At 54.6% G+C, this 22,875-nt stretch carries 19 protein-coding genes, 1 tRNA gene and 1 rRNA gene; 11 read left to right on the top strand and 10 right to left on the bottom strand.

Features of this window, described 5'->3' with window-relative positions; genetic code table 11:
• Positions 1–269 precede the first annotated feature (269 nt).
• The 3 genes from rrf (at position 270) to corA (ending at position 2,175) form a co-directional block, all read left to right on the top strand.
• Positions 270–385 (top strand): 5S ribosomal RNA (gene rrf, locus KJI95_RS14515).
• 388 nt (positions 386–773) lie between these two features.
• Complete coding sequence (locus KJI95_RS14510) at positions 774–1,127, top strand: hypothetical protein (RefSeq protein WP_214507904.1); 354 nt, start codon at positions 774–776, stop codon at positions 1,125–1,127.
• A gap of 100 nt (positions 1,128–1,227) precedes the next feature.
• Positions 1,228–2,175 (top strand): magnesium/cobalt transporter CorA, encoded by a 948-nt coding sequence (gene corA / locus KJI95_RS14505; protein ID WP_214507903.1) that lies wholly within the window; start codon positions 1,228–1,230, stop codon positions 2,173–2,175.
• A gap of 1 nt (position 2,176) precedes the next feature.
• Here the strand turns inward: corA and KJI95_RS14500 are convergent, their stop codons facing one another.
• On the bottom strand, positions 2,177–2,482 hold the full coding sequence (locus tag KJI95_RS14500) for a DUF3135 domain-containing protein (protein ID WP_214507902.1): 306 nt from the start codon (positions 2,480–2,482) through the stop codon (positions 2,177–2,179).
• 124 nt (positions 2,483–2,606) lie between these two features.
• Positions 2,607–3,866 (bottom strand): cyclic di-GMP phosphodiesterase, encoded by a 1,260-nt coding sequence (locus KJI95_RS14495; RefSeq protein ID WP_214507901.1) that lies wholly within the window; start codon positions 3,864–3,866, stop codon positions 2,607–2,609.
• 112 nt (positions 3,867–3,978) lie between these two features.
• Between KJI95_RS14495 and KJI95_RS14490 the strand changes: the two genes are divergently transcribed.
• Positions 3,979–4,674, top strand: coding sequence for a 2OG-Fe(II) oxygenase (locus tag KJI95_RS14490; RefSeq protein WP_214507900.1), 696 nt, complete (start codon positions 3,979–3,981; stop codon positions 4,672–4,674).
• Between the two features lie 173 nt (positions 4,675–4,847).
• Here the strand turns inward: KJI95_RS14490 and KJI95_RS14485 are convergent, their stop codons facing one another.
• Positions 4,848–6,197 carry an ATP-binding protein gene (locus KJI95_RS14485; protein ID WP_214507899.1) on the bottom strand — a complete coding sequence of 450 codons (1,350 nt, stop codon included), beginning with the start codon at positions 6,195–6,197 and terminating at the stop codon, positions 4,848–4,850.
• Positions 6,198–6,199: 2 nt separating this feature from the next.
• Positions 6,200–6,874: a response regulator gene (locus KJI95_RS14480; protein WP_214507898.1), complete on the bottom strand. Its 675-nt coding sequence runs from the start codon at positions 6,872–6,874 to the stop codon at positions 6,200–6,202.
• A gap of 178 nt (positions 6,875–7,052) precedes the next feature.
• Between KJI95_RS14480 and KJI95_RS14475 the strand changes: the two genes are divergently transcribed.
• From KJI95_RS14475 to KJI95_RS14465, 3 genes are read left to right on the top strand one after another with little or no spacing between them, the layout of a single operon-like run.
• A complete protein-coding gene (locus KJI95_RS14475) occupies positions 7,053–7,907 on the top strand; it encodes a putative selenate ABC transporter substrate-binding protein (RefSeq protein ID WP_214507897.1) in 855 nt (284 codons plus the stop codon).
• A gap of 7 nt (positions 7,908–7,914) precedes the next feature.
• Positions 7,915–8,643, top strand: a complete 729-nt coding sequence (locus KJI95_RS14470) for an ATP-binding cassette domain-containing protein (protein WP_349356744.1) — start codon at positions 7,915–7,917, stop codon at positions 8,641–8,643.
• A complete protein-coding gene (locus KJI95_RS14465; RefSeq protein ID WP_214507896.1) occupies positions 8,640–10,142 on the top strand; it encodes a PhnE/PtxC family ABC transporter permease in 1,503 nt (500 codons plus the stop codon). The genes KJI95_RS14470 and KJI95_RS14465 overlap by 4 nt, the downstream gene beginning before the upstream one ends.
• 138 nt (positions 10,143–10,280) lie before the next feature.
• Here KJI95_RS14465 and KJI95_RS14460 read toward each other — a convergent pair whose 3' ends face one another.
• Positions 10,281–10,619 (bottom strand): hypothetical protein, encoded by a 339-nt coding sequence (locus tag KJI95_RS14460; RefSeq protein WP_214507895.1) that lies wholly within the window; start codon positions 10,617–10,619, stop codon positions 10,281–10,283.
• A 158-nt stretch (positions 10,620–10,777) separates the two neighbouring features.
• Entirely contained in the window at positions 10,778–11,698 is a 921-nt protein-coding gene (locus tag KJI95_RS14455; RefSeq protein ID WP_214507894.1) for a hypothetical protein, read from the bottom strand.
• A 406-nt stretch (positions 11,699–12,104) separates the two neighbouring features.
• Between KJI95_RS14455 and KJI95_RS14450 the strand changes: the two genes are divergently transcribed.
• Positions 12,105–14,093: a sensor histidine kinase gene (locus KJI95_RS14450; protein ID WP_214507893.1), complete on the top strand. Its 1,989-nt coding sequence runs from the start codon at positions 12,105–12,107 to the stop codon at positions 14,091–14,093.
• The gene (locus tag KJI95_RS14445) at positions 14,090–15,424 is read left to right on the top strand and encodes a sigma-54-dependent transcriptional regulator (protein ID WP_214507892.1); all 1,335 of its coding nucleotides are present in this window, start codon (positions 14,090–14,092) and stop codon (positions 15,422–15,424) included. Before KJI95_RS14450 ends, KJI95_RS14445 begins: the two co-directional genes overlap by 4 nt.
• A 68-nt stretch (positions 15,425–15,492) precedes the next feature.
• Here the strand turns inward: KJI95_RS14445 and KJI95_RS14440 are convergent, their stop codons facing one another.
• Together KJI95_RS14440 and KJI95_RS14435 are read right to left on the bottom strand one after the other, a co-directional pair.
• Complete coding sequence (locus KJI95_RS14440; RefSeq protein WP_214507891.1) at positions 15,493–16,218, bottom strand: LysE family translocator; 726 nt, start codon at positions 16,216–16,218, stop codon at positions 15,493–15,495.
• Positions 16,218–17,096 carry a helix-turn-helix transcriptional regulator gene (locus KJI95_RS14435; RefSeq protein WP_214507890.1) on the bottom strand — a complete coding sequence of 293 codons (879 nt, stop codon included), beginning with the start codon at positions 17,094–17,096 and terminating at the stop codon, positions 16,218–16,220. The genes KJI95_RS14440 and KJI95_RS14435 overlap by 1 nt, the downstream gene beginning before the upstream one ends.
• Positions 17,097–17,207: 111 nt before the next feature.
• On the opposite strand from KJI95_RS14435, the gene nadE reads away from it, so the two are divergent.
• Positions 17,208–18,038, top strand: coding sequence for an NAD(+) synthase (nadE, locus tag KJI95_RS14430; protein WP_214507889.1), 831 nt, complete (start codon positions 17,208–17,210; stop codon positions 18,036–18,038).
• Positions 18,039–18,097: 59 nt separating this feature from the next.
• Positions 18,098–19,618: an alpha/beta hydrolase gene (locus tag KJI95_RS14425; RefSeq protein WP_214507888.1), complete on the top strand. Its 1,521-nt coding sequence runs from the start codon at positions 18,098–18,100 to the stop codon at positions 19,616–19,618.
• A gap of 125 nt (positions 19,619–19,743) precedes the next feature.
• Here KJI95_RS14425 and KJI95_RS14420 read toward each other — a convergent pair whose 3' ends face one another.
• Positions 19,744–21,927, bottom strand: a complete 2,184-nt coding sequence (locus KJI95_RS14420) for a sensor domain-containing diguanylate cyclase (RefSeq protein ID WP_214507887.1) — start codon at positions 21,925–21,927, stop codon at positions 19,744–19,746.
• A 781-nt stretch (positions 21,928–22,708) separates the two neighbouring features.
• Positions 22,709–22,785, bottom strand: a tRNA-Pro gene (locus KJI95_RS14415).
• Between the last annotated feature and the right edge of the window lie 90 nt (positions 22,786–22,875).

The raw sequence follows: 22,875 nt of genomic DNA, 5'->3' as shown, positions 1-22,875 counted from the left end.
GAGCTAACCTGTACTAATGACTCGTGCGGCTTAACCATACAACCCAGATGGGTTTCGATAGATGGTTAGTAGATAAGTCTTGAAGATACCAGACTTGATTGAAGTGATTGACTCAATACAGCTTTCCAGATTACGACTTGCTTGACGCAGGATATTGAGCGGCTGACAAAGCCGTGATGAGTGAGAAGCACAGCATAGCAGCGCTATGTGAGCATTCGAGCGAAGAAACAATGCCGTCAGACGTTCAAGAGACAAGTCAAACCAATTTGCCTGGTGACATTAGTGCTGTGGTCCCACCTGATCCCATTCCGAACTCAGAAGTGAAACGCAGTCACGCCGATGGTAGTGTGGGGCCTCCCCATGTGAGAGTAGGTCATCGCCAGGCGCCAAATACAACAAAAAGGCCACCCAACAGGGTGGCCTTTTTGCTTTGATGTGCCATTCAATTCCCTGTTTGGTTCTGCCTGTTCTGACTGTGGCCATTCTGCCCGCGTCATATACGCCACACAGCGCTGTTCTCCCTTAGCGCTACCCTTACTCAGCGCTATCCTCAATTAGCGTTGTGGTTTTAAATTCGGGGGGAAGGTCAGTTCAGCAGCAATCCTGTTCCCTTTACAGAAAAAGTGCAGCGAACCTGCGTTTGGTAACAGTAGTGCCTGGGTATAGCGGCTATGATGGACAATATTTTATCGAGCTAGTTTTATCGAGCTAGTTTGATTGAACTAATTTGATTGAACTGATTTGATTTAACGGATTTGAGCGCAGGTGCCGCGATGCTGCTTAAGATTTTGACAACCATTGCCATTTTGGCTGCCGTGCTAATGCTGTCACGGCGCCGCCGGCCTCTGACGCCTGCTGTCAGTGCCAATGGTTTGCTTGTGCGTTATCTCTCGATGGGACTGCTGCTGACCTCTGTGCTGCTGACGGCGGTGTGGCTTGGCTGGCGCTGGTTTGATGGCAATCAAATCATGCAGGTTACCATCAGCGCGGAAGAGGGCGCTACGCAAAGCAGCTATCAGGTGCGAAAGCGTGATATCGGCGAATCGAGCCTGGTGACAGTCGATGGTCTTGTTATTCGGCTGTCAAATCGTGAACGTGTGACCATCGCCAGCTCTGACCAGCCGTAAATCAATGGCTTAATTCTTGTCTCTGTGCTTTTCATTATATGGTTATCAGGTAAACTAGCCGCGATTTGATTGCTGTGAGCGCTTGGGTATTGGGGGACTTATGATCACTGCATATGTTTACGAAAATCGTCAATTGACCATTCTTGAACTTGGCATTGAGGACAGTCTCCCGCCGGCCACCCTGTGGCTGGATTTGTATAAACCGGAAGATGAAGAGCGTGATTGGCTGGCGCGAATTTCGGTGGAAGAGTTGCCCGATGAGGAAGACGCCAACGAGATTGAAGCTTCGGCGCGTTTTTATCAGAACAGCGACGGCCTGCATATTAACTCATTGTTTCCGCAGCGGGTTGGTCAGGACGTACGCGGCGTCAACGTCTCTTTTAACCTCAGAACCAATTTTCTGCTGACTATCCGCGAAGAAGATGTCGGTCTTATCCGCTTGCTGCGTAACTATTTGCGCCTGGGCCGGCTTGAAGTGTCGACGCCGCAGGAGCTCTTTATCGAGCTTTTCAATCTTAAAGTGGACTATCTGTCTGACTTGATTGAGGACGTTTATACGGTGCTCGAAAATGTCGGCGAAGAAGTGTTCGACAGTCAGGAGCTTGATGATGTGTTCAAGCTCATCACCATTCAGGAAGATGCCAACGGTAAAATCCGTTTAAGTTTGCTCGATACCCAGCGCACTCTGCGGTATATGCAGCGCTATTACCGTGGTCAATTGTCCGATGACGACATGAAGGACTTGCGGGAGATGCTGTCGGATATCGAGTCTTTGATGCCCCACAGCCAGTTTATCTTCGACAAGCTTAACTTCCTGCTCGATGCTGCCATGGGTTTTACCAGTTTGCAGCAGAACAAAATCATCAAGATCTTCTCGGTTGCTGCGGTGGTGTTTCTGCCGCCGACGCTGATTGCATCCAGTTACGGGATGAACTTTGCCAGCATGCCTGAGCTTGAGTGGCAGTATGGTTATCCGATGGCCATTGCCATGATGCTCGCGAGTGCTGCCGGGACCTATTTCTTCTTTAAGCGCAAGCGCTGGTTGTAATTCACGCCTTAAACAGCGGAATGACTTCGGCGCTGGAGCGCTCCAAAAAGTCCGGCTCGTTGATAACAGATTGCAGGGTACTGAGTTTGCTTCGCATCATGCTCATGGCAACCACGCACCTGTGATAGGGATTGCTGCAACGGGCGAGCTGCTGCTCTAGGTTAAACACCAGGCTCTCAAGCTGGGCTTTGTTGCCTTCTGAATTGTCGATGGCTTCGCGGGTCAGGCGGCTGCGAAGTGTTTCAAGCTTCTCCGGCTCATTGTCGGCCATCCATCTTAAGGTATCGAAGTCTGGCAAGGGTGTCATGGCGCCCCCTCATATCACGTCTGGTGATCGTGGTTATCTAATCACACTAGACAAAGGGGGCGAGGGCGGCAAGACGACTTGTATCTATATCTTAAGTGTAACGCTTGCCATGGTTATAAAGGTTTCAGCTTTTTCCTTCCTGACCAAAGAAATAGGTCACCCGCTCGCGGGGGTTGAGGTAGTTGAATATTTTCTCTGGCAGCGCCGCCGGAGGCAGGCAGCGGACTATGCTCAGGCCTTCTGACTCCAAATCGATGATGGGCGCCTGATCTTTGGGTACCAGTGCGTCATACACCATGATCCGCGGTAGCAGCAATTTACTGAGGTTTACCGCCATCACTATGCCAAATTGGCCGCTGGAGAGCTCCACGATGGAGCCCGGTGGATAGATCCCAAGCATGCGGACAAGCTTACCGATAAACTCCTGATTGAGTTTACCCTTGTAGTGTTTGAACAGGTACGCCAGCGCCGCGTAGGGCGTGCGCGCCTTGGCACCGTTGTGATCGGGATGGCAAAGGTTGTCATACTCGTTTATCACCCCAATGAGCTGCGACAGATTGCATAGCTCGTGCTGTTTTAGCCCCTTGGGATAGCCGCTGCCATCCAGAAACTCATGGTGATTGATGATGACCGCCATCGCACGCTCGGGAAAGCTTTCGGCAAGCCGCAAGAGATCGGCACCAAAGTTTGGATGCTGCTTGATAAAATTAAGCTCAGGTGGGGTCAGTGGCGGGGCTTTTTTAAGGATTTGCGCCGGTACCCGCAATTTCCCCACATCGTGAAACAGGGCGCCAAGGCCAATGGTTTCCACGTCCTGTTTGTCCCATCCAAGCTCCTTGGCAAGCAGCATACACAGCACAGAGACGTTCAAAGAGTGGTAGTAAATACCTTCATCTTTTTTGGCATCGCCCATCAGGTGCAGCACCAGATTGTCACTGGAAAAGAGCTGCGTGGCGATATCCTGAATAAGCTCCTCGGCTTCCTGTACCGCATTGAGCGGCCGGTTCCTTAGCTTACTGATAAGGTTACGCATCTTGGCGAGGGAGCGGTCGAATTCCTGCTCTGTTTTGCCAAGCTCTCGGCGCATTTTCTTTAGCTGCTCTATTTGCTCCTGCTTCTTTTCGTTCAGTGATTCACGCAGCGGCGAGAGATTGGTTTCGGTGTTAGTGGTTTCGGCCTCGGTTGCCGGCAGCGGCGGCACGTCACTTTTATCCATATCGACAAACACATGTTCGATACCCAGGCTTCGAATGAGCTGAATTTGGTCATCCTGTTTGAGGCGGAAGCTGTTGAACAGAAACGGATGATCCTTCCACGCTACCGGCAGACGGACAAAATTTCCAACCTGTAGCTGGTTGACGTTTACCTTAAAGGTTTTAGACATAGAGTGCGGGTCAATTACCTGAAGTGTGCATCTTTGCTCAATGGTAATACTTTACAATCACTTAACCATCGTGTCAGCATGATACACCCTAAGTATTTTTCCTGAGTGTGACATGGATTTCATCGAAGTATACCCCAATGCGATTCCGGACGAACTATGTGAGCGATTAATCGCCATACTCGACAGCCACAGTGGGGTAACGGATGGCCGAACCGGCAACGGTGTCGATAAAACGAAAAAGCTGAGCCGCGACATTACCCTCGATGCCTTTGATGATTTAACCCCCATCCGTAACGAGCTGCTCGGTTATGCACTCAAAGGCGCCGTCAGCTATTTTGACAAATATGCCATGGCGCTGATGGGCGCGGTGGCTGTGCAGGTGGCGGATGAAAAAAGCCAGCCGGTGACACTGACGCCGGACAATTACCCCACGCTCGGACATCCACGCGCCGATGCGCTGGTGAAATACCTTTACCGCAGCGGCACCATAAATATCCAGAAGTATCCCCAGGGCAAGGGCGGCTATCCCCACTGGCATTCGGAGCAGTTTCCGCAGCACGGCCACAACGAGGCGCTGCACCGGGTGGTGCTGTACATGTTTTACCTCAATGATGTGGAAGAGGGCGGCGAAACCGAGTTTTTTTACCAACAACGCAAGATTAAGCCGACACGGGGCACCATGGTGATAGCGCCGGCGGGCTTTACCCATACCCACAGGGGCAATGTGCCGCAAAGTTCAGACAAATACATTGCCACTTCCTGGGTGATGTTTAACCGCGCCGAGCAGCTTTACGCCCAGCTCGGCTGAAGTGCTTGTTGAAGTGCGTGTTTGATGAGCTTGTTTGATGGGCTTGTTTTATGTGGATGAGCTTGGCGAAGCGGCGCACCTAACCCGGTACCTAAGCCAGCACATTAGCCGCCACATAACCCAGATTGAAAAAGGCCGCAGAGCTGCCTTTTCACGGAAAATAAAGCGCAGGATCACAGCGGAATACGGATCCTAAACAGCGCCCCTTCGAGCACAGACTCTTCGATGGTGAGGGTGCCGTTGTAGCTTGAAACGATTTCATGGCACACAGCAAGCCCGATGCCCTGGCCGGGGCTTTGGGTGTCGGCGCGTACGCCGCGCTCCAGGATTTTTTGCTTGAGGCTGTCGGCCACGCCCGGGCCGTCATCTTCGACCCTGAGTTCAAACTCGCCGCGGCTGTTTATCTCGGCGCTTACCCTGACCACGCTGATACAGAGCCTGAAGGCATTTTCCATCAGGTTGCCGCACAGCTCCATAATGTCGCCCTTGTCGCCGGGAAACAGCAACATGGGCGGAATACGGCTTGAAAACTGCACGTCTTTGTCGCGGTAGATTTTAAACAGCATCTGCGACAGTTGGGTGACCAGTGGCAGCAGGCTGGTTTGCTCCTGCTTGAGACCCTTACGACCCAGCATGGCGCGCTTTAACTGGTATTTCACCAGATGATCCATCTGGCTCACCTGCTCCATGACTTTTTCGCCAGCCTCCTGCTGTGCCAGCGCTTTATCATCCAAAATCGCATGCACCGCCGCGAGGCGGGTTTTAAGGCTGTGGGCAAGGTCATTCATGGCGTTTTGATATCGCTCCTGCTGCGCAGCAGATTGCTGCAGCAGTTGGTTGAGCGCCTGGGTCACGCCCTCAAGCTCCACCGGATAACCGCCCGACAACGACTTGGCGCGGCCATCGGCGATGGATTTAAGCTCTTCCTGCATCCTGACCAGTGGCCGCATTCCCCAATAGGCGGCGCTGACCAGCAGCACCAACGCCAGCACCAGCACCAATGCCAGCCTGAAGTAGGTACGGCGGCTGAATTTACTGTATTCCTGCTCAAGCTTTTCGGCGTCTTTCATCACCAGCAGGTTGTAGTGCACCTTGGCAATATCCACCGAAAGCATGTAGATGTAGTAGCCGCGGTTATCCGAGAGGGTCAGGTAATAGGGCGGTGACTCGCCTTTGATTTCGGCAAAGCGCTCGCAGGTATCAAACAAGCCGCGGTCAACCGCCATGGAAGAGGTCCACACCTGCTTGAATCTGTCATCGCAGCTCGCCATCACATAGCGCTGGGTCTTGCGGTTTTCTTCAAGCCAGGCACTGGTGTCGGGGATGAGGTCGTGCTCGCGAAGCTCTGCCGCTACCTGTGGAATTTCGGCAATCAGCTGCGCGGTTTCTTCGTTGTAGGAGTTTTGGGCGTGGAGAATGTTAACCATCCACGCCAGCCCAAAGCCGACCAGGGTAATGATGGACAGGGATGTCAGGTACATCCTTGTCAGCAGGCGGCGTTTGGGTTTGAGCTGGAAGCGCATTGTCAATTACAGGGCAGGTTGAATTTGTAGCCCTGACCGCGGATAGTCACAATCGGGTTATCCATGCCGTCGCGGGTGAGCTTTTTACGCAGGCGGCTGACCATCACCTCGATGGTGTTTGGGTCGCCTTCTTTATCGCCATAAATCACATCCAGCAGGCGCTGCTTGGCCACCACTTCGTGACTGTGGCGCATCAGATACTCGAGGATCAGGTATTCAAAGGCGGTGATTTCGAGTATGTCGTCATCGAGGGTCACCTGTTTGGCGGCAAGGTCCAGCACCAGCGAGCCTGAGCTGATTTTGGGTTTGACAAAACCGGCGCTGCGGCGCACCAGCGCATCGAGGCGGGCGACCAGCTCTTCTTTTTGAAAGGGTTTGACCAGATAGTCATCGGCGCCGGCATTAAGGCCTTCGACCTTGTCCTGCCAGTTAACCCGGGCGGTGAGGATCAAAATGGGTGCCTTGAGCTCGGCGTCGCGAAGGCGGGTGATAAGCTCGATACCATCCTGATCCGGCAAGCCCAAATCCACTATGGCTACGTCAATCGGGTAATTGGTGGCCTGAAAGAAACCTTCCTGGGCGGTGTGGGCAACCTGAACCTGATTGCCAAGCTCGCTTAATTGCACTTTCAGGTGATGTGACAGCAAAGGATCATCTTCAACAACGAGGATTCTCATTAACAAACTTCCCATGCAAGTTTCGGCCAGTGTACGCGCTAACGACTTGAGTGTAAAAATATTCCCCGAATTGTATGACGAAATATCTTAATGAACGCTGACTTGGCGGCGCAAAGCCTTTGTATGGCTTTCGGGATAGGCTACAATCCGCCATCGAATTTGCCCTAAGGAACTCAAGATGAACGCTTTTGCCAAGTTACTGACCGTGATGATGATTGGCATATCTGCCGGTGCCCACGCTGCCACTTTTACCTTTACCGCTATTCCGGATGAAGATGAAACCAAGCTGCGCAGCCGCTTTGACAAGGTGGCCGATTATCTCGAAACCAAACTGGGTGTGGATGTGCAGTATGTGCCGGTAAAATCCTACTCAGCGGCGGTGACGGCGTTTCGTAACAATCAGGTGCAGCTTGCCTGGTTTGGCGGTTTGTCCGGCGTTCAGGCGCGCCGTCTGGTGCCCGGCTCTGAAGCCATTGCCCAGGGTTATGAAGATCAGTTTTTCAAAAGCTACTTTATCGCCCACCACAGCACTGGGTTAACCAAGCAGGAGAGTTTTCCGGCCATTGGCGGTTACACCTTTACCTTTGGCTCAAAAGATTCCACCTCAGGCCGCTTGATGCCACAGTTTTTTATCGAGCGTAACCTTGGCAAGCGTCCGGACGACCTCTTCAAGCGCGTAGGTTTCTCAGGCGATCACAGCCGCACCGTGGCCCAGGTTGAGGCCGGTGTGTATCAGGTGGGCGCAGTAAACTACAAGGTGTGGGACTCCATGGTTGCCGAAGGCAAGGTAGATACCGCCAAGGTGTCGGTGGTGTGGGAAAGCCCGGCGTACCCTGACTACCAATGGTCGGTGCGCGGCGATCTGGATGCCAAATTTGGCGCAGGGTTTAAGGCCAAGCTCACTGCGGCGCTGCTTGAGATGAAAGATCCTGATTTGCTTGCGTCTTTCCCGCGTCAGTCATTTATCCCTGCCGACAACGAAGATTTCAAGCCGGTTGAAGACGTGGCCAAAGCCATCGGACTGATTGACTGAGTCGCGAATGCTGCTTCAACTTCAGCATCTGACCCTGGGTTACGCAGACCGGGAGATCATTCATGATCTCTCGGTGTCGTTTAAGGCTGGGGAAAAGGTCGCCATTCTCGGAGTATCAGGCGCCGGTAAATCCACGCTGCTGAACCATATCCATGGGCAGTTGGCGTCGGTGTCGGCGCTCTGTGCCCAGTCACAGGGCTTGGTCGAGAGCCTCAGTCTCTACCACAACATCTACATGGGCGCGTTGGCACGCCACAATGCCCTGTACAACATCGCCAATCTCATCACCCCGTTTACATCAAGGCTTGCGGAAGTCAGCGCCCTGTGTGATGCGCTGGAGCTTGATATGCCGCCAAGCCAGTTGGTGAGCCGCCTCTCCGGCGGGCAGCGCCAGCGGGTCGCCATCGGCCGCGCTTTGTACCAGCAAAAGCCGTTGTTTCTCGGTGATGAACCCGTTTCGGCACTCGATCCGGCCATGGCCGATAGGGTACTTGAGCTCATCATTGCACGGCACGAAACCGTGATTATGGTGCTGCATAACCGGGCGCAGGCACTGGCGCATTTTGACCGTATCCTAGGGATTGCCGATGGTCGCCTTACCCTCGATAGCCCCGCAAATAAGCTAAGCCTTGCCGAGCTTGATGAGTTTTATGCCCAGGCTTCACCAGATCAGGTCGACGTCAGTGGCTATGTCGCGGGCGATCTTCCGAGCAACGTCAGGGGCGATGGCGCGTGACAAACCGGCTTCGCTTTATTGGCCGCTGGCAGCGCCTGACGCTGTCGCTGTGGGCGCTTTGCCTGCTGGCGTTTATCCTTGCCGATACGGAAATCATCGCCCTTGAGCCCTGGAATGAGCTGGGGCGCATGCTGTCGGGCGTGCTGACGCCGGACTTTTTTGCCACCGAGCAGCTTATCGATGCGCTGTGGCAAACCGTGAGTTTTGCTCTTCTTGGTGTCGGGCTTGGGCTTATTATCGGCGTGCCCTTGTCGCTCGTTTACCATCATCCCATCGTTGCCGCCCTGTGCGCCTTTATCCGCGCCATACATGAGATTTTTTGGGCACTGCTGTTTTTGCAGCTTTTTGGCCTCTCGCCCGTTACCGGAATTCTCGCGCTCGCGCTGCCCTACGGCACCACCTTTGCGCGGGTATTTCACGATATTTTGTGTCAGGCGCCCAAAGTGACCTACGCAAGCTTGCCCTATGGCAGCGATGCCGTCAGCCGCTGGCTTTATGGCAAGGTTGCCCATGTGTTGCCGCAGCTCCTTGCCTATGTGCGTTACCGCTTTGAATGTGCGCTGCGCTCCAGTGCCGTGCTTGGCTTTGTGGGCATGCCGACGCTCGGGTTTCATCTCGAAAGTGCCTTCAAGCAAGGGCACTACAGCGAGGGTGCGGCGCTGCTGATTCTTTTTATTGCGCTTATCGGTACCTTGCCTTATTGGTGCAAAAAGGCCTTGTTGCCGCTCTACTTTATCGCTGCGCTGTGGTTCTTGCCGCCGGTTGCCAATATCGACTCCCAGCTTATCTGGCGTTTTGTCAGTGAAGATATCTGGCCGCAGGCTATTCGCGACTGGCAGCTTGGGGAGCTCGGGCTTGCTGCGGCCTTGGGGCAAAGCGCCAGCTGGGCTTTTGAGCTGCTGCAAACCCAGGCGCTTGAGGGGATTGGCGCTACTCTGGTGCTGGCCTTTGCTGCGCTTGGCCTTACTCATTTGTTGGTGTGCCTGCTGTTACCCCTTGGCTATACAGCCCTTATCGGGCGGATTGGCGCTGGCGCGCAGCGTTTTGGCTTGCTGCTTGCGCGCTCGGTGCCTGAGTACATTCTTGCCTTTGTCTTTATGCTGCTCTTTGGGCCTTCCATGTTGCCTGCGATACTGGCGCTTGGGGTGCACAATGCCGGTTTGATTGCGTTTCTTAGCGGTAAAAATATCAAAGACAGCGGGCTTGAAACCGAGGGCTGCCGTGGCTTGGATGGCTTTGGCTATCAGGTGCTGCCACGGATCTATCCCGGCATGATGGCGCTGCTGTTTTACCGCTTTGAGGTGATTTTGCGTGAAACCGCGATCCTTGGGATGCTCGGGGTCGCGACACTCGGGTTTTACATTGACAGCAATTTTTCCGAAATCCGCTTCTCGGGCGCGCTGTTACTGATGGGCGTTACCGCCATGCTGAACGTGGCGGTGGATGCCATTGCCAGGCGGGTGATGGGCGAGCAACTTCGTCAGCCGCAACGCTGCTGACGAGATTGCATATGTGACTGCAGGTATTGAATTTAACGACTGCAGCTCAGTTCAGTTAAAGGCTTCGGCCTTTTGCTCTGTCTGTACTGTTAAAGCTGCAGCTTTCGGATCTGTCTGTACTGTTAATGCCTGCGGCCTTCAGCTTGCGGTTTGCAGGCGCTTTTTCGCCAGTAACCCTTCGACCGCCCAGGCGGCAGTGGCCACAAATGCCATCACGCCGGACATGATAAGGATTAACCTGAGCCACGGCGCGCCGCTTGCCAGACGAATGCTGACATAGTCGAAGGTTGCCACGCCCCAGACCATTATCACAGCGCCAAGGAGCAGCAGTTGCAGCGCCCGCAGCAAATAGGCGTTACCGAAACACAGCAGCGGCGCCGCCGCAAACGCCAGCGCCCCAAGCAAATTGCCATAACGTAAAAAGTGGGCGCCGGTCAGCAGGCAGGCAAGCACGACCAGTAAGATTCTCCACCACATAACATACCTTATCAATTCAGTCTGGATTATGGCCGCAGCTTAACCCTATGACATACCGGGGTCTTTAAGCTGCATCACATATCCATGAATTGATGCAATTTGCAACCAGCGACTCGGCAACTCGGCAATGGCGTGCAATCGTGTTCAGTTGCGACTTGTCATTTTGCCAGCAAGGCCTTGAGCTCTGCCTTTTGCTCGTCGCTGAGTTTGGCGTCGCCCAGCATGCTTTTGACCATATCAAAGCGCATCTTGTCTTCATCTATGCTGTGCAACTGGACCGACACTTCGCCTTCGTGCAGTTGGTGGATGGTAATCATGCGCTTACCTTCGCCGTCGAGTTCGCGGTGCTGCAGGCTTGCTTCCATTATCCGCTCTATGGATTCACCCAAGCGTGCCATCTCTTCACCGCGGCGGGCGAGTTCATCCCCTTGTTTTTGCATCACTTCCTGTTTTGAAGCCATTTCACGCTCGAGCGTATGCAGCTCTTCAAGCTCGCCTTTTTTAAGTAGCCGCAATTTGCCGCTGTTGATATCGTCAATGGCGCTGAGAATGGCGGTGCGGCTGTCGTTATCAAGGGCCGAGAGACGCTTGTCGATAAGCGCTTTATCTTTCAGCTCATCACCGCTGAAGCTAAATTGCTGCTCTTCACCGTTGTTATTGACCATGACTTCGACCCGCGCCGGGCCGTTTTTATTCACTATCACGGTTTGTTTGACTGACTTCTCTATCGCCTTGTTTGGTTCGGGCGTTGCGGGATTTGCGGGATTTGCGGGATTTGGGGACGTTACGGCCGCTGCAGGCTTGCTTGGCGCAGGCGTTGCGGCCGCAGCAGGTTCTCCCGGCGCCTGTCCACTGAGAGAGGTGGCTGGCGGCGCTGGAGTTTCTGATGCTGGCGTTTCTGACGCTGCCTGTGTCGGTAACTTACTGGTATCGCTGATGGGCTCAGTGGGTTTGGCCGGTGCTGTGGTGACCTCTGCGTCCAGCGGCAGGCTGGTGGGCGCAGCCATCAGTTGGACCGATAGCAAGGCGGCAAGTAAGCCTGTGAATGAGCCTGAATGGCGGCGGCTAACGTGTTTCATGGATGTTTTCTCCCTGTAGGATATAAATGGTCTGGCGCTGAATGTGTAGAAGCTCAGCAGCGCTGGCAGAGCAACTTGAGTCCGTAGTAACGCGAGTTTCGTGCCATGAATTTAAAAGTACTAAAAATCAATATGATATGTTTTGTTAACGTGGTTTGGCCCAGGCCGCATCGGCCTGATTTGAGGAAGCGGATTTCCCCAAATGGGGAAAGTCGGCGCAGCGCGGGGAGACGTTGCCTTCACGCTGGCAAGACTGATAAGTTTGTTGGTAAATTATCGATTGATTTATAACGGGATTTTTTATTTCCATCCGAGGGCTTCGCGCTGCAAGGCTGGCACTCTTTTTGATATACAGCCTTAAATAGCGTTGGTATGGTACCTGTGCTTACGTGGTTGGGGACGACGGATGTCGATTAAACAGTATCTTTTTGCACTCTTTGGCGGACTGATTTTGCTGCTGGGTTTAAGTCAGCTGCTGATTGGCGAGGCGCTCAAACGCCAGCTGGATGAAGATCTTAAGGCCAATTCGGTGGCCCTGTCGCGCCAGCTGGTGGACATACTGGTGGACGATTTGGGTGAAAATCTCAGAATTGCACCGCTACCGGCGGATGCCGTCACCTGGACTGAGCCGATAGCGCCCCCTGAGGCTGTGGACTCTCTGCAGCCCGTGGATTCTATGCAGTCCGTGGATTCAGTGCAGTCCGTTGATTCTACTGAAAAGGGCGCTGTGATTGAGCGCACTCAGCCGCTGCAGCTTGCTGAGCGAGTAGTGCAAATCCCTGAGCAGCGACCGCAGGTTCCGCCCCATGCTCCCCAAACCCATGCTCGCCACGAACAGGCGGCCCACAAACAGGCGGCCCAGGCCGCGGCGAGGGCTGATGAGCAGGCGCGGTCTGCCGCAGCCAGCGCTGCTGCCAGAATGGCAAGCGAAAGGGCGATGAGCGAAAAGGCCTTGAGCGAGCGCGCGGTAACGGACCTCCGTGCTCATCTCAATCCTGAGCTTGAGGCGCTGCGTGGCCGGGGTGTTCCCGATGACATTCGGGCCGATGATGAAGCCGCGCGGGCAAGCCAGGCCGAGCTTGAGGCCATGGCGCTGCAAATTCCCACCAAGACCGAAATCATTGAGCTGCAGCAGCGGGAAATAGGCCGCGCCATCGCCGATTTGGATGCGACCCTTGCCGAACATCAGCGCGAAGCCATGCAAAGCAGCGAGATGAATGAAGAGGTGATGGCGGCCAACGACATCATCAAACGGGAGCTTGAAAAGTTGCACCGCCTGCAGGCATCGCTCACCCGAAGCTATCAGGAAGCGCTGCACGAATCGCTGCAAACCATGACGATTACCCGCCGTGAGGGTAACAATAACAGTGATTTGCTGGTGATCCGCACCCTCGAAGATGGCCGCATCGAGCGCAATCAGCTCGAGTTTAAGCAGGATAACCTCTCTGGTGCTTTGACCCGCTTTCGGGAGTGGATGGCGCTGCTTATTCTTTCAAGCAGCCTGCTGGCGCTGGTGTTTGTGTATTGGCTGAGCCGCCGCGTCAGTGAGCCTTTGTCTGAGCTTGCCACCGGCCATCGCAAGCTTGGCGCGGGCGAGCTTGGTTATCAGGTTCACCCCCGCGGGATTGAAGAAATCCGCAGCATGCTCGATGGCTTTAATGCCATGAGCCAGAAACTGGCCGAGTTAAGTGCCCGCGAGCAGCAGGTGGCGGATAAAAAACATTTGGCGGAGCTTGGTGAAATCACCCGCGGCATCGCCCACAGTCTGCGAAACCCGCTGCATACGCTGGGGCTATTGGCTGAGTCTCAAAGCCAGCTTGATGATGAACACTCACGCTCTGAGATGCTTGGCGCCATTCAGCAAAAAATTGCCATGATGGACAAGAGCATACAATCACTTCTGACTCTGGCATCTTCCGAGGTTGACCGCAGCCGGCCTGTGCCGGTCAGCGCTGTGGTGCGGGATATTTTGCTTGAACTGTCGGTGGCGGGCGTGACCCCGTCGCTGTCGCTGACCGGTCTTGACGATGACCATGCCATCACGGGCATAGAGTCGGAGGTGCGAAGCATTTTGCATGCGGTCATCATTAACGCCATGGAGGCCCAAAGCGGCGCTGCCGTGCCTTGGCTTGGAATAGAGCTTAACCGTAATGACGACGGGTTGTGTGTGCAGGTAAGTGACAAGGGCCCCGGCATAGATGCTGCGCTACTCGATAAGCTCGGTCAGCCCCATATCACCACCAAGGCCGAGGGCACTGGCATGGGGCTTTATATCGCCTCACGGCTGCTTGCGAGCCACTACCATGGCAAATTGGTTTTTATCAATCGCCCCGAGGGTGGTACCCGGGTTAAGGTATTGTTTGGTATGAATAACACAGCGGAGCCTCGTCCATGAGTCTGACCATTTTAATCGTCGAGGATGAAGCGGGGCAGCGCCAGCTTATCGCTGGTATGCTGCGCGCAGAAGGCTATCAAATTCGGGAAGCCGATTCGGTTGAAAGCGCCATTGTTGCCATTAAAGAAGCGCCGCCGGAGCTGGTGTTTTCTGACTGGAAACTTGGCAGCCTCAGCGGCATGGATTTGCTGCTGTACGTCAAGCGCGAGTACCCCGAGGTTGGCTTTATTATGGCAACGGCCTACGGCACCATCACCCATGCGGTGGATGCGATTCAGGCCGGCGCCGATGATTATCTCTCCAAGCCCTATCAGCGCCAGGCGCTGCTGCTCGCTATCTCCAAAGTGGCGCGCTCTCAGGCACTGAAGAAAGAAAATAAGGCGCTAAGCTCAGCATTGTCCGAGCAGCAATCCCTTGTCGGGCTGGTGGGCAAGGCGCCCTGCATGCAAAAGGTGTTTGACCGCCTGAACCGGATAAGCGGCACCGACGCCACAGTGCTGATTGGCGGTGAAAGTGGCACAGGTAAAGAGCTTGCGGCGCGGGCGCTGCATCAGTTGTCGCGCCGCGCATCCAAGGCATTTATCGCCATTAACTGCGGCGCGATTCCCGAAAACCTTGCTGAGGCCGAGCTTTTTGGCGCCGAAAAGGGCGCCTTTACCGGCGCCACCAGTTTAAAGGTTGGTAAGCTTGAGGCGGCCGACGGCGGCACCGTGTTTTTGGATGAAATAGGTGAGTTGCCGCTGCTGCAGCAAACCAAGTTGCTGCGGTTTTTACAGGAAGGCGTTGTCACCCGTCTTGGCGCGCAAAAGGAGCTTAAACTCGATGTGCGGGTTATCGCCGCCACCCACAGGGATCTGCGCCTTGAAGTCGCCGAGGGCCGCTTTCGGGAGGACCTGTTTTACCGCCTCAATGTGGTGCCTGTGATAATGCCGCCACTTAGGGAGCGGCGCGAAGACATTGGCCGCCTGATTGAGCATTTTCTGAAGCTCCACGCCCGCCAATATGGTTTTGATGTGCCGAAAATCAGCCAGGAAGGCATGCGCTTTTTGCTCGACTACCGCTGGCCGGGCAACGTGCGGGAGCTTTCCAACCGCATCGAGCGTTTTGTGCTGCTTGGCGATGAGCAGGAGCTGACCCAGGACAGCGGTGCGCTACAGCAAGACACAGGGTGGCAACTGCCGGCCGAGGGCATAGAGTGGGAAGCGTTTGAAGCTCGCTGCCTTGCCGAGGCCATGGCGCGCTTTGATGGTAATCGCACCAAAGCGGCCAAGTGGCTTGGCATGAACTACAAGGCGTTTTTATATAGGCTGGATAAGCACCATCTGGTGTAACTGCGAAAGCCTGGCTTAGTCCAGGCTTTTTCTTAAACAGCCATCAGCAAGCTTTTGGTAGACAGGCATCAGCCAAGGAGCAGGCTTTGCAAAATGGCGATGCTCACAGTGACAAAAAGCACGCCTACCAACAGGTCGATGGCCGGGCCAATGCGGGTCATCAGCTGCTGCGCCTTGGATGCGGTCAGCACCATGGCGAGCAGCCCAAACCAGCCAAACGATAGGGCAAACATCAAAAACAGCAGGGCACTGCGGGTCTCAATATTCACCTCTGGGCCGACGAGCGCCGAAAACAGGGTCAGAAAAAACACCAGCGCTTTGGGGTTTAACAAATTGGTGTAAAGCCCAAGCTTTAGTGCGTTGATTGGGGACAGCACTTTTATTGTTGAATGCGCCTTAATCGTGGAGAGTGACTTCGCCTCGCGCTCATCGGGGTCAGTTGCGCCCTCAACCCCGCTTTCTGATACAAGCTCTGCGCTTGCCGCGCTGCGCGCTGCAAAATGTTGTTTCACGGCCATCAGAGCGCCAACCCCCATGTAGCCCAGATACAGGGCGCCAAGGGCCTGCACCGCGATAAAAAGCCAGGGCGTGGTGTGAATAAGCAAACTAAGCCCGGTCAGGCTCGCCAGCGTGTGCAGCAGAATCGCAAGGGCAATACCGAGTGCCGTCATCAGCGCCGCCGTGCGGGTTTGCTCGCGGGTTACCTTGAGCATAATGGCAAAGTCAGGCCCCGGGCTTGCCAGCGCGACCAGATGCACCAGTGCTATGCTGGCCAGTAAGTTCCAATCCAGCATTATCCGCGCCCCTGTTGAACCCTGGTCTGTTGAATTAAAGTTTGGCCATTCATTGAGAGTCTATTCATTGGCTGCCCATTCATCGAGAGCCGATAGTCCCCCGGCGTCATCAAAAATGCCTGACGGAAATGTCGGTTAAAGTGGCTGGCATCACTGAATCCATATTGATGGGCCACCTCGGCGATACTCAAGTGTGTCTCCTGTGCCAGCGACTTTTTGGCGCGCTCAAGCCTGACTCTCAGCTGCCACTGATGGGGACTCAGGCCGGTTTGCTCGCGAAAGCGGCGCAGCAGGGAAAAGCGGCCAAGGCCGGAGGCATCGGCGAGGGACGTCAGCGTCAGCGGCTCATTGTGATCCGACAGCATGGCTTTAAGGAGCGCTATGTCGGGGCAGAGGGCACGCGGAGGAGGCGCAGGGGCGGCGTCATTAAGGAGCTGGCGGCAAAAATCCAGCAGCGCAGTTTCGGCCTCAAGCTCAGATACGCCATCGCACAGGCTGTGGTGCAGCCTGATAAACTGATTAAAAAGCGCCGGACTCTCCAGCAGCGGCGAGCGAAAGCCGCCCACAGGGCGTTTAAGTTCACGGCAAATGTCCGCAAACAAAGGCTCAGGCATCGACAGCACCCGCACCTCGTAGGCGCCTTTGTCGGCGCTGATGCCATCGTGGCACTCATCGGGGCTTAAAGTTGAGAGGGTGCCGCGGCTAAGCAGATAACTGCTGCCGCGATGGCTGAAGCGCTGGGCGCCCCTTAACACCGCGCTTATGTGCAGGTCTTCGTGGACATGTTTGCCAAAATCAAAGGCCTGATAGCGGGCGTGGCACAGCTCCGCCCCAACCAGGGCACGACTTTGTCTGAATTCAACACTTTCCTGTTGCATCTGTCACCTGATGTGAAACAATTTAGCCCAGTTTACGGGCCGGTCCCGACCTCGGGCTAGAACAATATTGCAGCCTCGGGGCTTAAGTATCAACTGACAGCGGAGCGCGGTGTGAAAGGACAGATTTTACGTGAAATGCGGGTGCTTAAGGCCATCACCCCTGATTTTGAAGTGGCGCGTCGAGTCGCCTTTATCAAGGCCAAATTGCGTGATGCCCACAGTAAGACGCTGGTGCTTGGCATCAGCGGCGGCGTGGATTCCACCACCGCCGGACGCCTGTGTCAGCTGGCCGTGGATGAACTTAACGCCGAGCATGGCGGCAGTGACTACCGCTTTATTGCCGTGCGTTTGCCTTATCATGTGCAAAAAGATGAGCAGGAAGCCCAGCTCGCCTGCCAGTTTATTCAGCCGACCAAACTGGTAACTATCAACGTGGGCAGCGGCAGCGACGGCGTGCACAGTGAAACCCTGATTGGGATGGAAAATGCCGGCCTTGCGCTGCCTGAGGCATCGCGGGTGGATTTTGTCAAAGGCAACGTCAAGGCGCGGATGCGGATGATTGCCCAGTACGATATCGCCGGTCTTACCGGCGGGCTGGTGGTCGGTACCGATCACAGCGCTGAAAACATCACCGGCTTTTACACCAAGTGGGGTGATGGTGCCTGCGATCTGGCGCCTTTGTTTGGCTTGAATAAACGACAGGTTCGCCAGATTGCCCGCTACCTCGGCGCGCCCGAACAGCTGGTGACCAAGGCGCCGACGGCGGATTTGGAATGCGACCGTCCGGGGCTTGAGGATGAAGCCGCGCTTGGTCTCACCTACGAGCAAATCGATGATTTCCTTGAAGGAAAAGAAGTGCCGAAAGCGGTGGAAGACAAGCTGATTGGCATCTACAAGGCAACGCAGCATAAGCGTCAGCCCATTCCGACCATCTACGATTAATTCTGCTTAAAACGCCGGCCAATGCCGGCGTTTTACAATTTATCAAAGGCTTATTTGCGATGAAGACGCTGCTTATCCGCACCAGCAAACATCTGCTGATCGCGGCTGTGTACGCCTCCCTCGGGGTTGTGGTGACGGCACTTGGCTTTGGCATTTGGTTTCTCAATGCCAAACCGGATTTGAACGCCTGGCACACCACAGTGCTTGAAAACCGCTTTACCCACAAATCAAAAGTCACTGATTTTGAAGGGTATCTTGCGCTTGAAAAGGCACTTAAAGCTGAACTTGAACATAAAATTTTCAAAGGTGCCGATGCCGCCACGGCGCAGGTAAACCGCTATGTGCGCGGCAGTCTGTCGGACCCAAGGCATTGGGTACGTGACTGGAACTGGAGTTTCGAGTGGCCCAATGAGGAGGCCAAATACGGTGTGCTGCTTATTCATGGCATGTCCGATTCGCCCTATTCGATGTCGAGCATTGCCCGGGATTTGCGGGACAACGCCCATGTTCTCGGGCTCAGGCTCCCCGGTCACGGCACCTTGCCATCGGGGCTGACGACCCTGGATTGGCGCGATCTGTCGGCGTCGGTGACAGTCGCCATAAATCATATGAAACAGCGCCTTGGCGACAGGCCATTGTATATCATCGGTTTTTCAACCGGCGCGGCGCTGGCGCTCAATCATGAGCTCGAGCGGGTGGCGGCCGGTGAGGCGTCAGCAAGCAGCGGCATGGTGTTTCTTTCGCCCGCCATTGGCCTTGCGCCTGTGGCGGCCGGTGCCCGCTGGCAGGCGCGCCTTGGGGAGTGGCTTGGACTGGAAAAACTGGCGTGGAATTATGTCGGTATCGAGTATGATCCGTTCAAATATGTGTCGTTTGCGGTCAATGCCGGTGATGTGGTGTATCAGCTTGCCGAGCGTAACCGCCTGACATTAAGTCAGTTATCCGCTGATGCCAAGGCGCGTTTGCCATCAATTCTGTCGTTTCAGTCGGTGGTGGATGATACGGTATCGACCCGCGCCGTGATTGAGGATTTGTATCTGCAACTTGGCAATACGCGCCACAAACTGGTGCTGTTTGATGTGAACCGCACGCCGGTTAATCTGCGTTTGATGCAAACCGATCCACGTGCAACGCTCGAGCCATCGCTGCGCGCGGCAGCAGCGATGGCAACCATTACTCTCGTTGAAAACGAAGCGCAGCAGGCCTCGGTGGCGCTGCTGACCTTAGCAACAGAAGCGAGCCTCGATGCGCCCGCAAGGCCACTGGGATTGGCCTGGCCTGAAAACATCTATTCTCTGTCCCACGTAGCATTGCCGTTTTCTAAGGACGACAGTCTCTATGGCCTTGGGCAAATTCCAAACAGCAACCGGATCCAGATTGGCGCAGCAGCCTCCCGCGGCGAGCGCGGCATTTTTGGCGTGCCTGCCGATGAAATGCTGCGCCAGAAGTGGAACCCTTTCTATCACTTCCAGCAAAGCGAAATCGAAGCCTGGTTTGAGACGCCGCTATCCGGCAAGGATGCTTTGATAAAGCCGGCAGAGCCCGCCGGAAAATCGCCGCAAGCTGTCAGCGCTGGCTAATCATTTGCAGCGCAGGCTAATCGTTCGCAGCGCCGGCTAATCATTCGCAGCGACCGCTAATCATTAGCGCAGGCTATTCATAAGCGCCGGGCGATGACTTAGCCCGGCCGCTTAATAGCAAGGTTTCAGCGATGGTCGGCCGTAGGTGGCTCAGCCGAACCTGACAAAATCGTACAAACCACCCGGTTACGGCCCTCTGCTTTAGCGCGGTACAGGTTCTCATCGGCGACTTTAAGCCAGGCCTCCAGCGACGGCGAAAAGCTGGCGTTGGCGACCAAAGCGCCGATGGATACCGACAGGTGAATGATTTCCTGACTTTGGGGTGCTGTCACGGGGTGGTGAGACAAACGCTCGCGGAAATTGTCGAGATGGCGCTCGATGTTGAGGGCATTGGTCATCGGCAGCAGCAATAAAAACTCCTCTCCACCAAAGCGTACCGCCAAATCACACTCGCGCTTAAAGGTCTGCTGCAGCAAGGATGCCAGCTGCCGCAGGCATTCATCACCGGTTAAATGGCCGTGTGTGTCGTTGATTTTTTTGAAAAAATCAAGGTCGAGCAGCACAACCGCTATGGCTTCTTCCCCCCGCTCACACATGGCGCAGAGCCTGGTAAAGGCATTCACGGCGTAACGTCGATTGTACAGGCCGGTGAGATGGTCGCGCTCGGCGAGGGTTAGCAGCTGGGCGTTGGCGCGCTCAAGCTCCAGCGTGCGGGTCGCGACTTTTTCTTCCAGCTCAAGCTGATAGCTCCTAAGCTCCCGTTTGCTTTCACTGAGGTGCGCATACAGATTCTGCACTTCGGTCGGCGCATCATCGGGCAGTGGATCCAATCTGCCATCCTTGGCGGCAAATTGCTCGGCAATCGCTTCCAGAGAGCCTGTCAGCATCCGGCTCAGCATGTGTGACAGATAAAAGGTGATAAGCATACCGGCGATGATCAGCAAACAGGTGCGCAAAAACTGGGTTTCGGCCAGTTGCATCAGCGGCGCAAACGGCTGCAGCACGTAGAGTTGCCAGCCGTTTGGCAGCAGCTCTCGGGCATACATATATTCGGGATTGGGGTTATTGAGGTCGTGCAGGTTAAGCAGTTGCAGCTCAGTGCGATACAGCCTGCCGCCCGGCGCGGAGCGAAGCTCGGTCAGCGGCGCAATATCCAGGCCCTTGGAGGAATAGACCACCATTTCGTTTTCATCGACCAACAGCAAAAACTGGTCGCTGTGCTGACGGTTTTGCCGGTCAATCATCACAAAGCGGGTTAAATCCAGCGAGCCTTCAAGAATGCCAACCGGCTGAGACGAATGCTGCTTACTGTAAAGCGGCGCGCTGATGGCGATGATGGGGTCGTTGCCAAAACCACGCCCCTTAAACACAGGCGATACAAAGGTTTTTTGATTATAAAAGGCTTCCTGAAAGTAGGGGCGGTCGGCAACGCTGTAATCGCCTTTGACTATTGCCTCATCATTCATCCGCGACGCGGGACTGGCTGCGACTATATGACCATCCCTGTCGGCAATCAACATGGTCAGAAATGCAGGATAGCCCTGATTGAATTTACTGAGCCATTCTTGCCTGAGATTTGGGCTCTCGTTCTGCATCGATAACCAGATGGCTGATTGCGACACGGCACGCTGGTGTTCACTCAGGTAATTAAAGGTGGCCTGGCCCAGGTGAATGGCGTTGTCATCAAGGTTTACCTTAAGCAGGATTTGCTGTTTTTCGATAAAAAACTGATTGAACATCAAGGCCGAAATCAGCAGGCCAAAGGAAATGAACAGGCTAAAGCTATAGGTTAACTTGTCAGCAAAACGGCCTGAGGCGGCACTGTCATTGATAAGGCCTTTAAATAACTTGCCGGCCGGGATCAGCAAAATTGCGCCAAGGCTGATATAAAAGAGCCCGTTAATGGCCTGCTTAAAGGCCACAAAGGGCACATGCGCCTCCGGCAGGCTGGAAAACTGGGTGCCATAAAGGTAAAACAGTGGCATGCCAATCAACAGCCAAAACATTACCCCGGCATAAAGGGAATAAATGCCCCTTCGCCGCGCAAAGGCCAGTGCCAGCGCCTCTAAGGGAAACAGCAGCCACACATGGCCAGTATCCCAAATGCTGTAAAGCGCCGCCGCGCAGCTTAACGACACCACGAGCGCATAGCGCGGCCCCAGCACTATCGCCGCAATCACATAGGTGGCGTTGCCGAGGATGAGCTGCACGTTGGCAAACAAGGGCAAAGGGTAGAGGTTCAGTAAAAAACCCGCTACCGCCAGCACGAGACCAAGGCGAAACCGTGACGTTTTTAAAAGCGCAGACAACGTATAAGTGCCCGTAAAAAAGAAAGTCTTAGGTGATACTGTAGAGCTTTAACCTGCCGGTAACAACTGCCTGCGCCACCGTTGGATAAAGTTCCGCCACTTGCTGTTCAATCGGATGAAAAAAACAAAAAAGCCCAGCAATACTGCTGAGCTTTTTCGTTGAATTTGGCCGGTATGAGAGGAGGCATGGGAGAAGGCGATGGTCCGACACTCGGCCTATGGCCCCTGACACCCCATCCGCTTTTCTTGCAGCTCGAAGTCAATCTGAGTCGCATTCACTCCGAGGTCATCCAGCTCGATAAGTCGAAAAACAAAAAAGCCCAGCAATGCTGCTGAGTTTTTTTGTTGAATTTGGCCGGTATAAGAGGAGGCGATGGTCCGACACTCGGCCGATGGCCCCTGACACCCCATCCGCTTTCGGGTTTTGCTTAAATATGACGGCGAGATAAAACAAAAAAGCCCAACATTGCTGTTGAGCTTTTTTGTTGAATGTGGTCGGTATGAGAGGAGGCGATGGTCCGACACTCGGCCGATGGCCCCTGACACCCCATCCGCTTTTCTCAAGTTAGCTAACAATAAACGCTTGAAAACGCTGCAAAACAAAAAAGCCCAACATTGCTGTTGAGCTTTTTCGTTGAATGTGGTCGGTATGAGAGGAGGCGATGGTCCGACACTCGGCCGATGGCCCCTGACACCCCATCCGCTTTCGGGTTTTGCTTCAATATGACGGCGAGATAAAACAAAAAAGCCCAACATTGCTGTTGAGCTTTTTTGTTGAATGTGGTCGGTATGAGAGGATTCGAACCTCCGACCCCTGACACCCCATGACAGTGCGCTACCGGGCTGCGCTACATACCGATGTAATTGAGTGGCTGCGCGGGTGGCATAGAGCCTGTGCCGTCTCAACGCAGCGAACTTTATCAAGACGGGCGGGGCAGCGCAAGCCTT

It is taken from the genome of Shewanella jiangmenensis, assembly GCF_018596335.1.
Taxonomy (GTDB): domain Bacteria; phylum Pseudomonadota; class Gammaproteobacteria; order Enterobacterales; family Shewanellaceae; genus Shewanella; species Shewanella jiangmenensis.
Note: the sequence above shows the minus strand (reverse complement) of the source record. Positions and strands in the feature narration are given on the sequence as shown.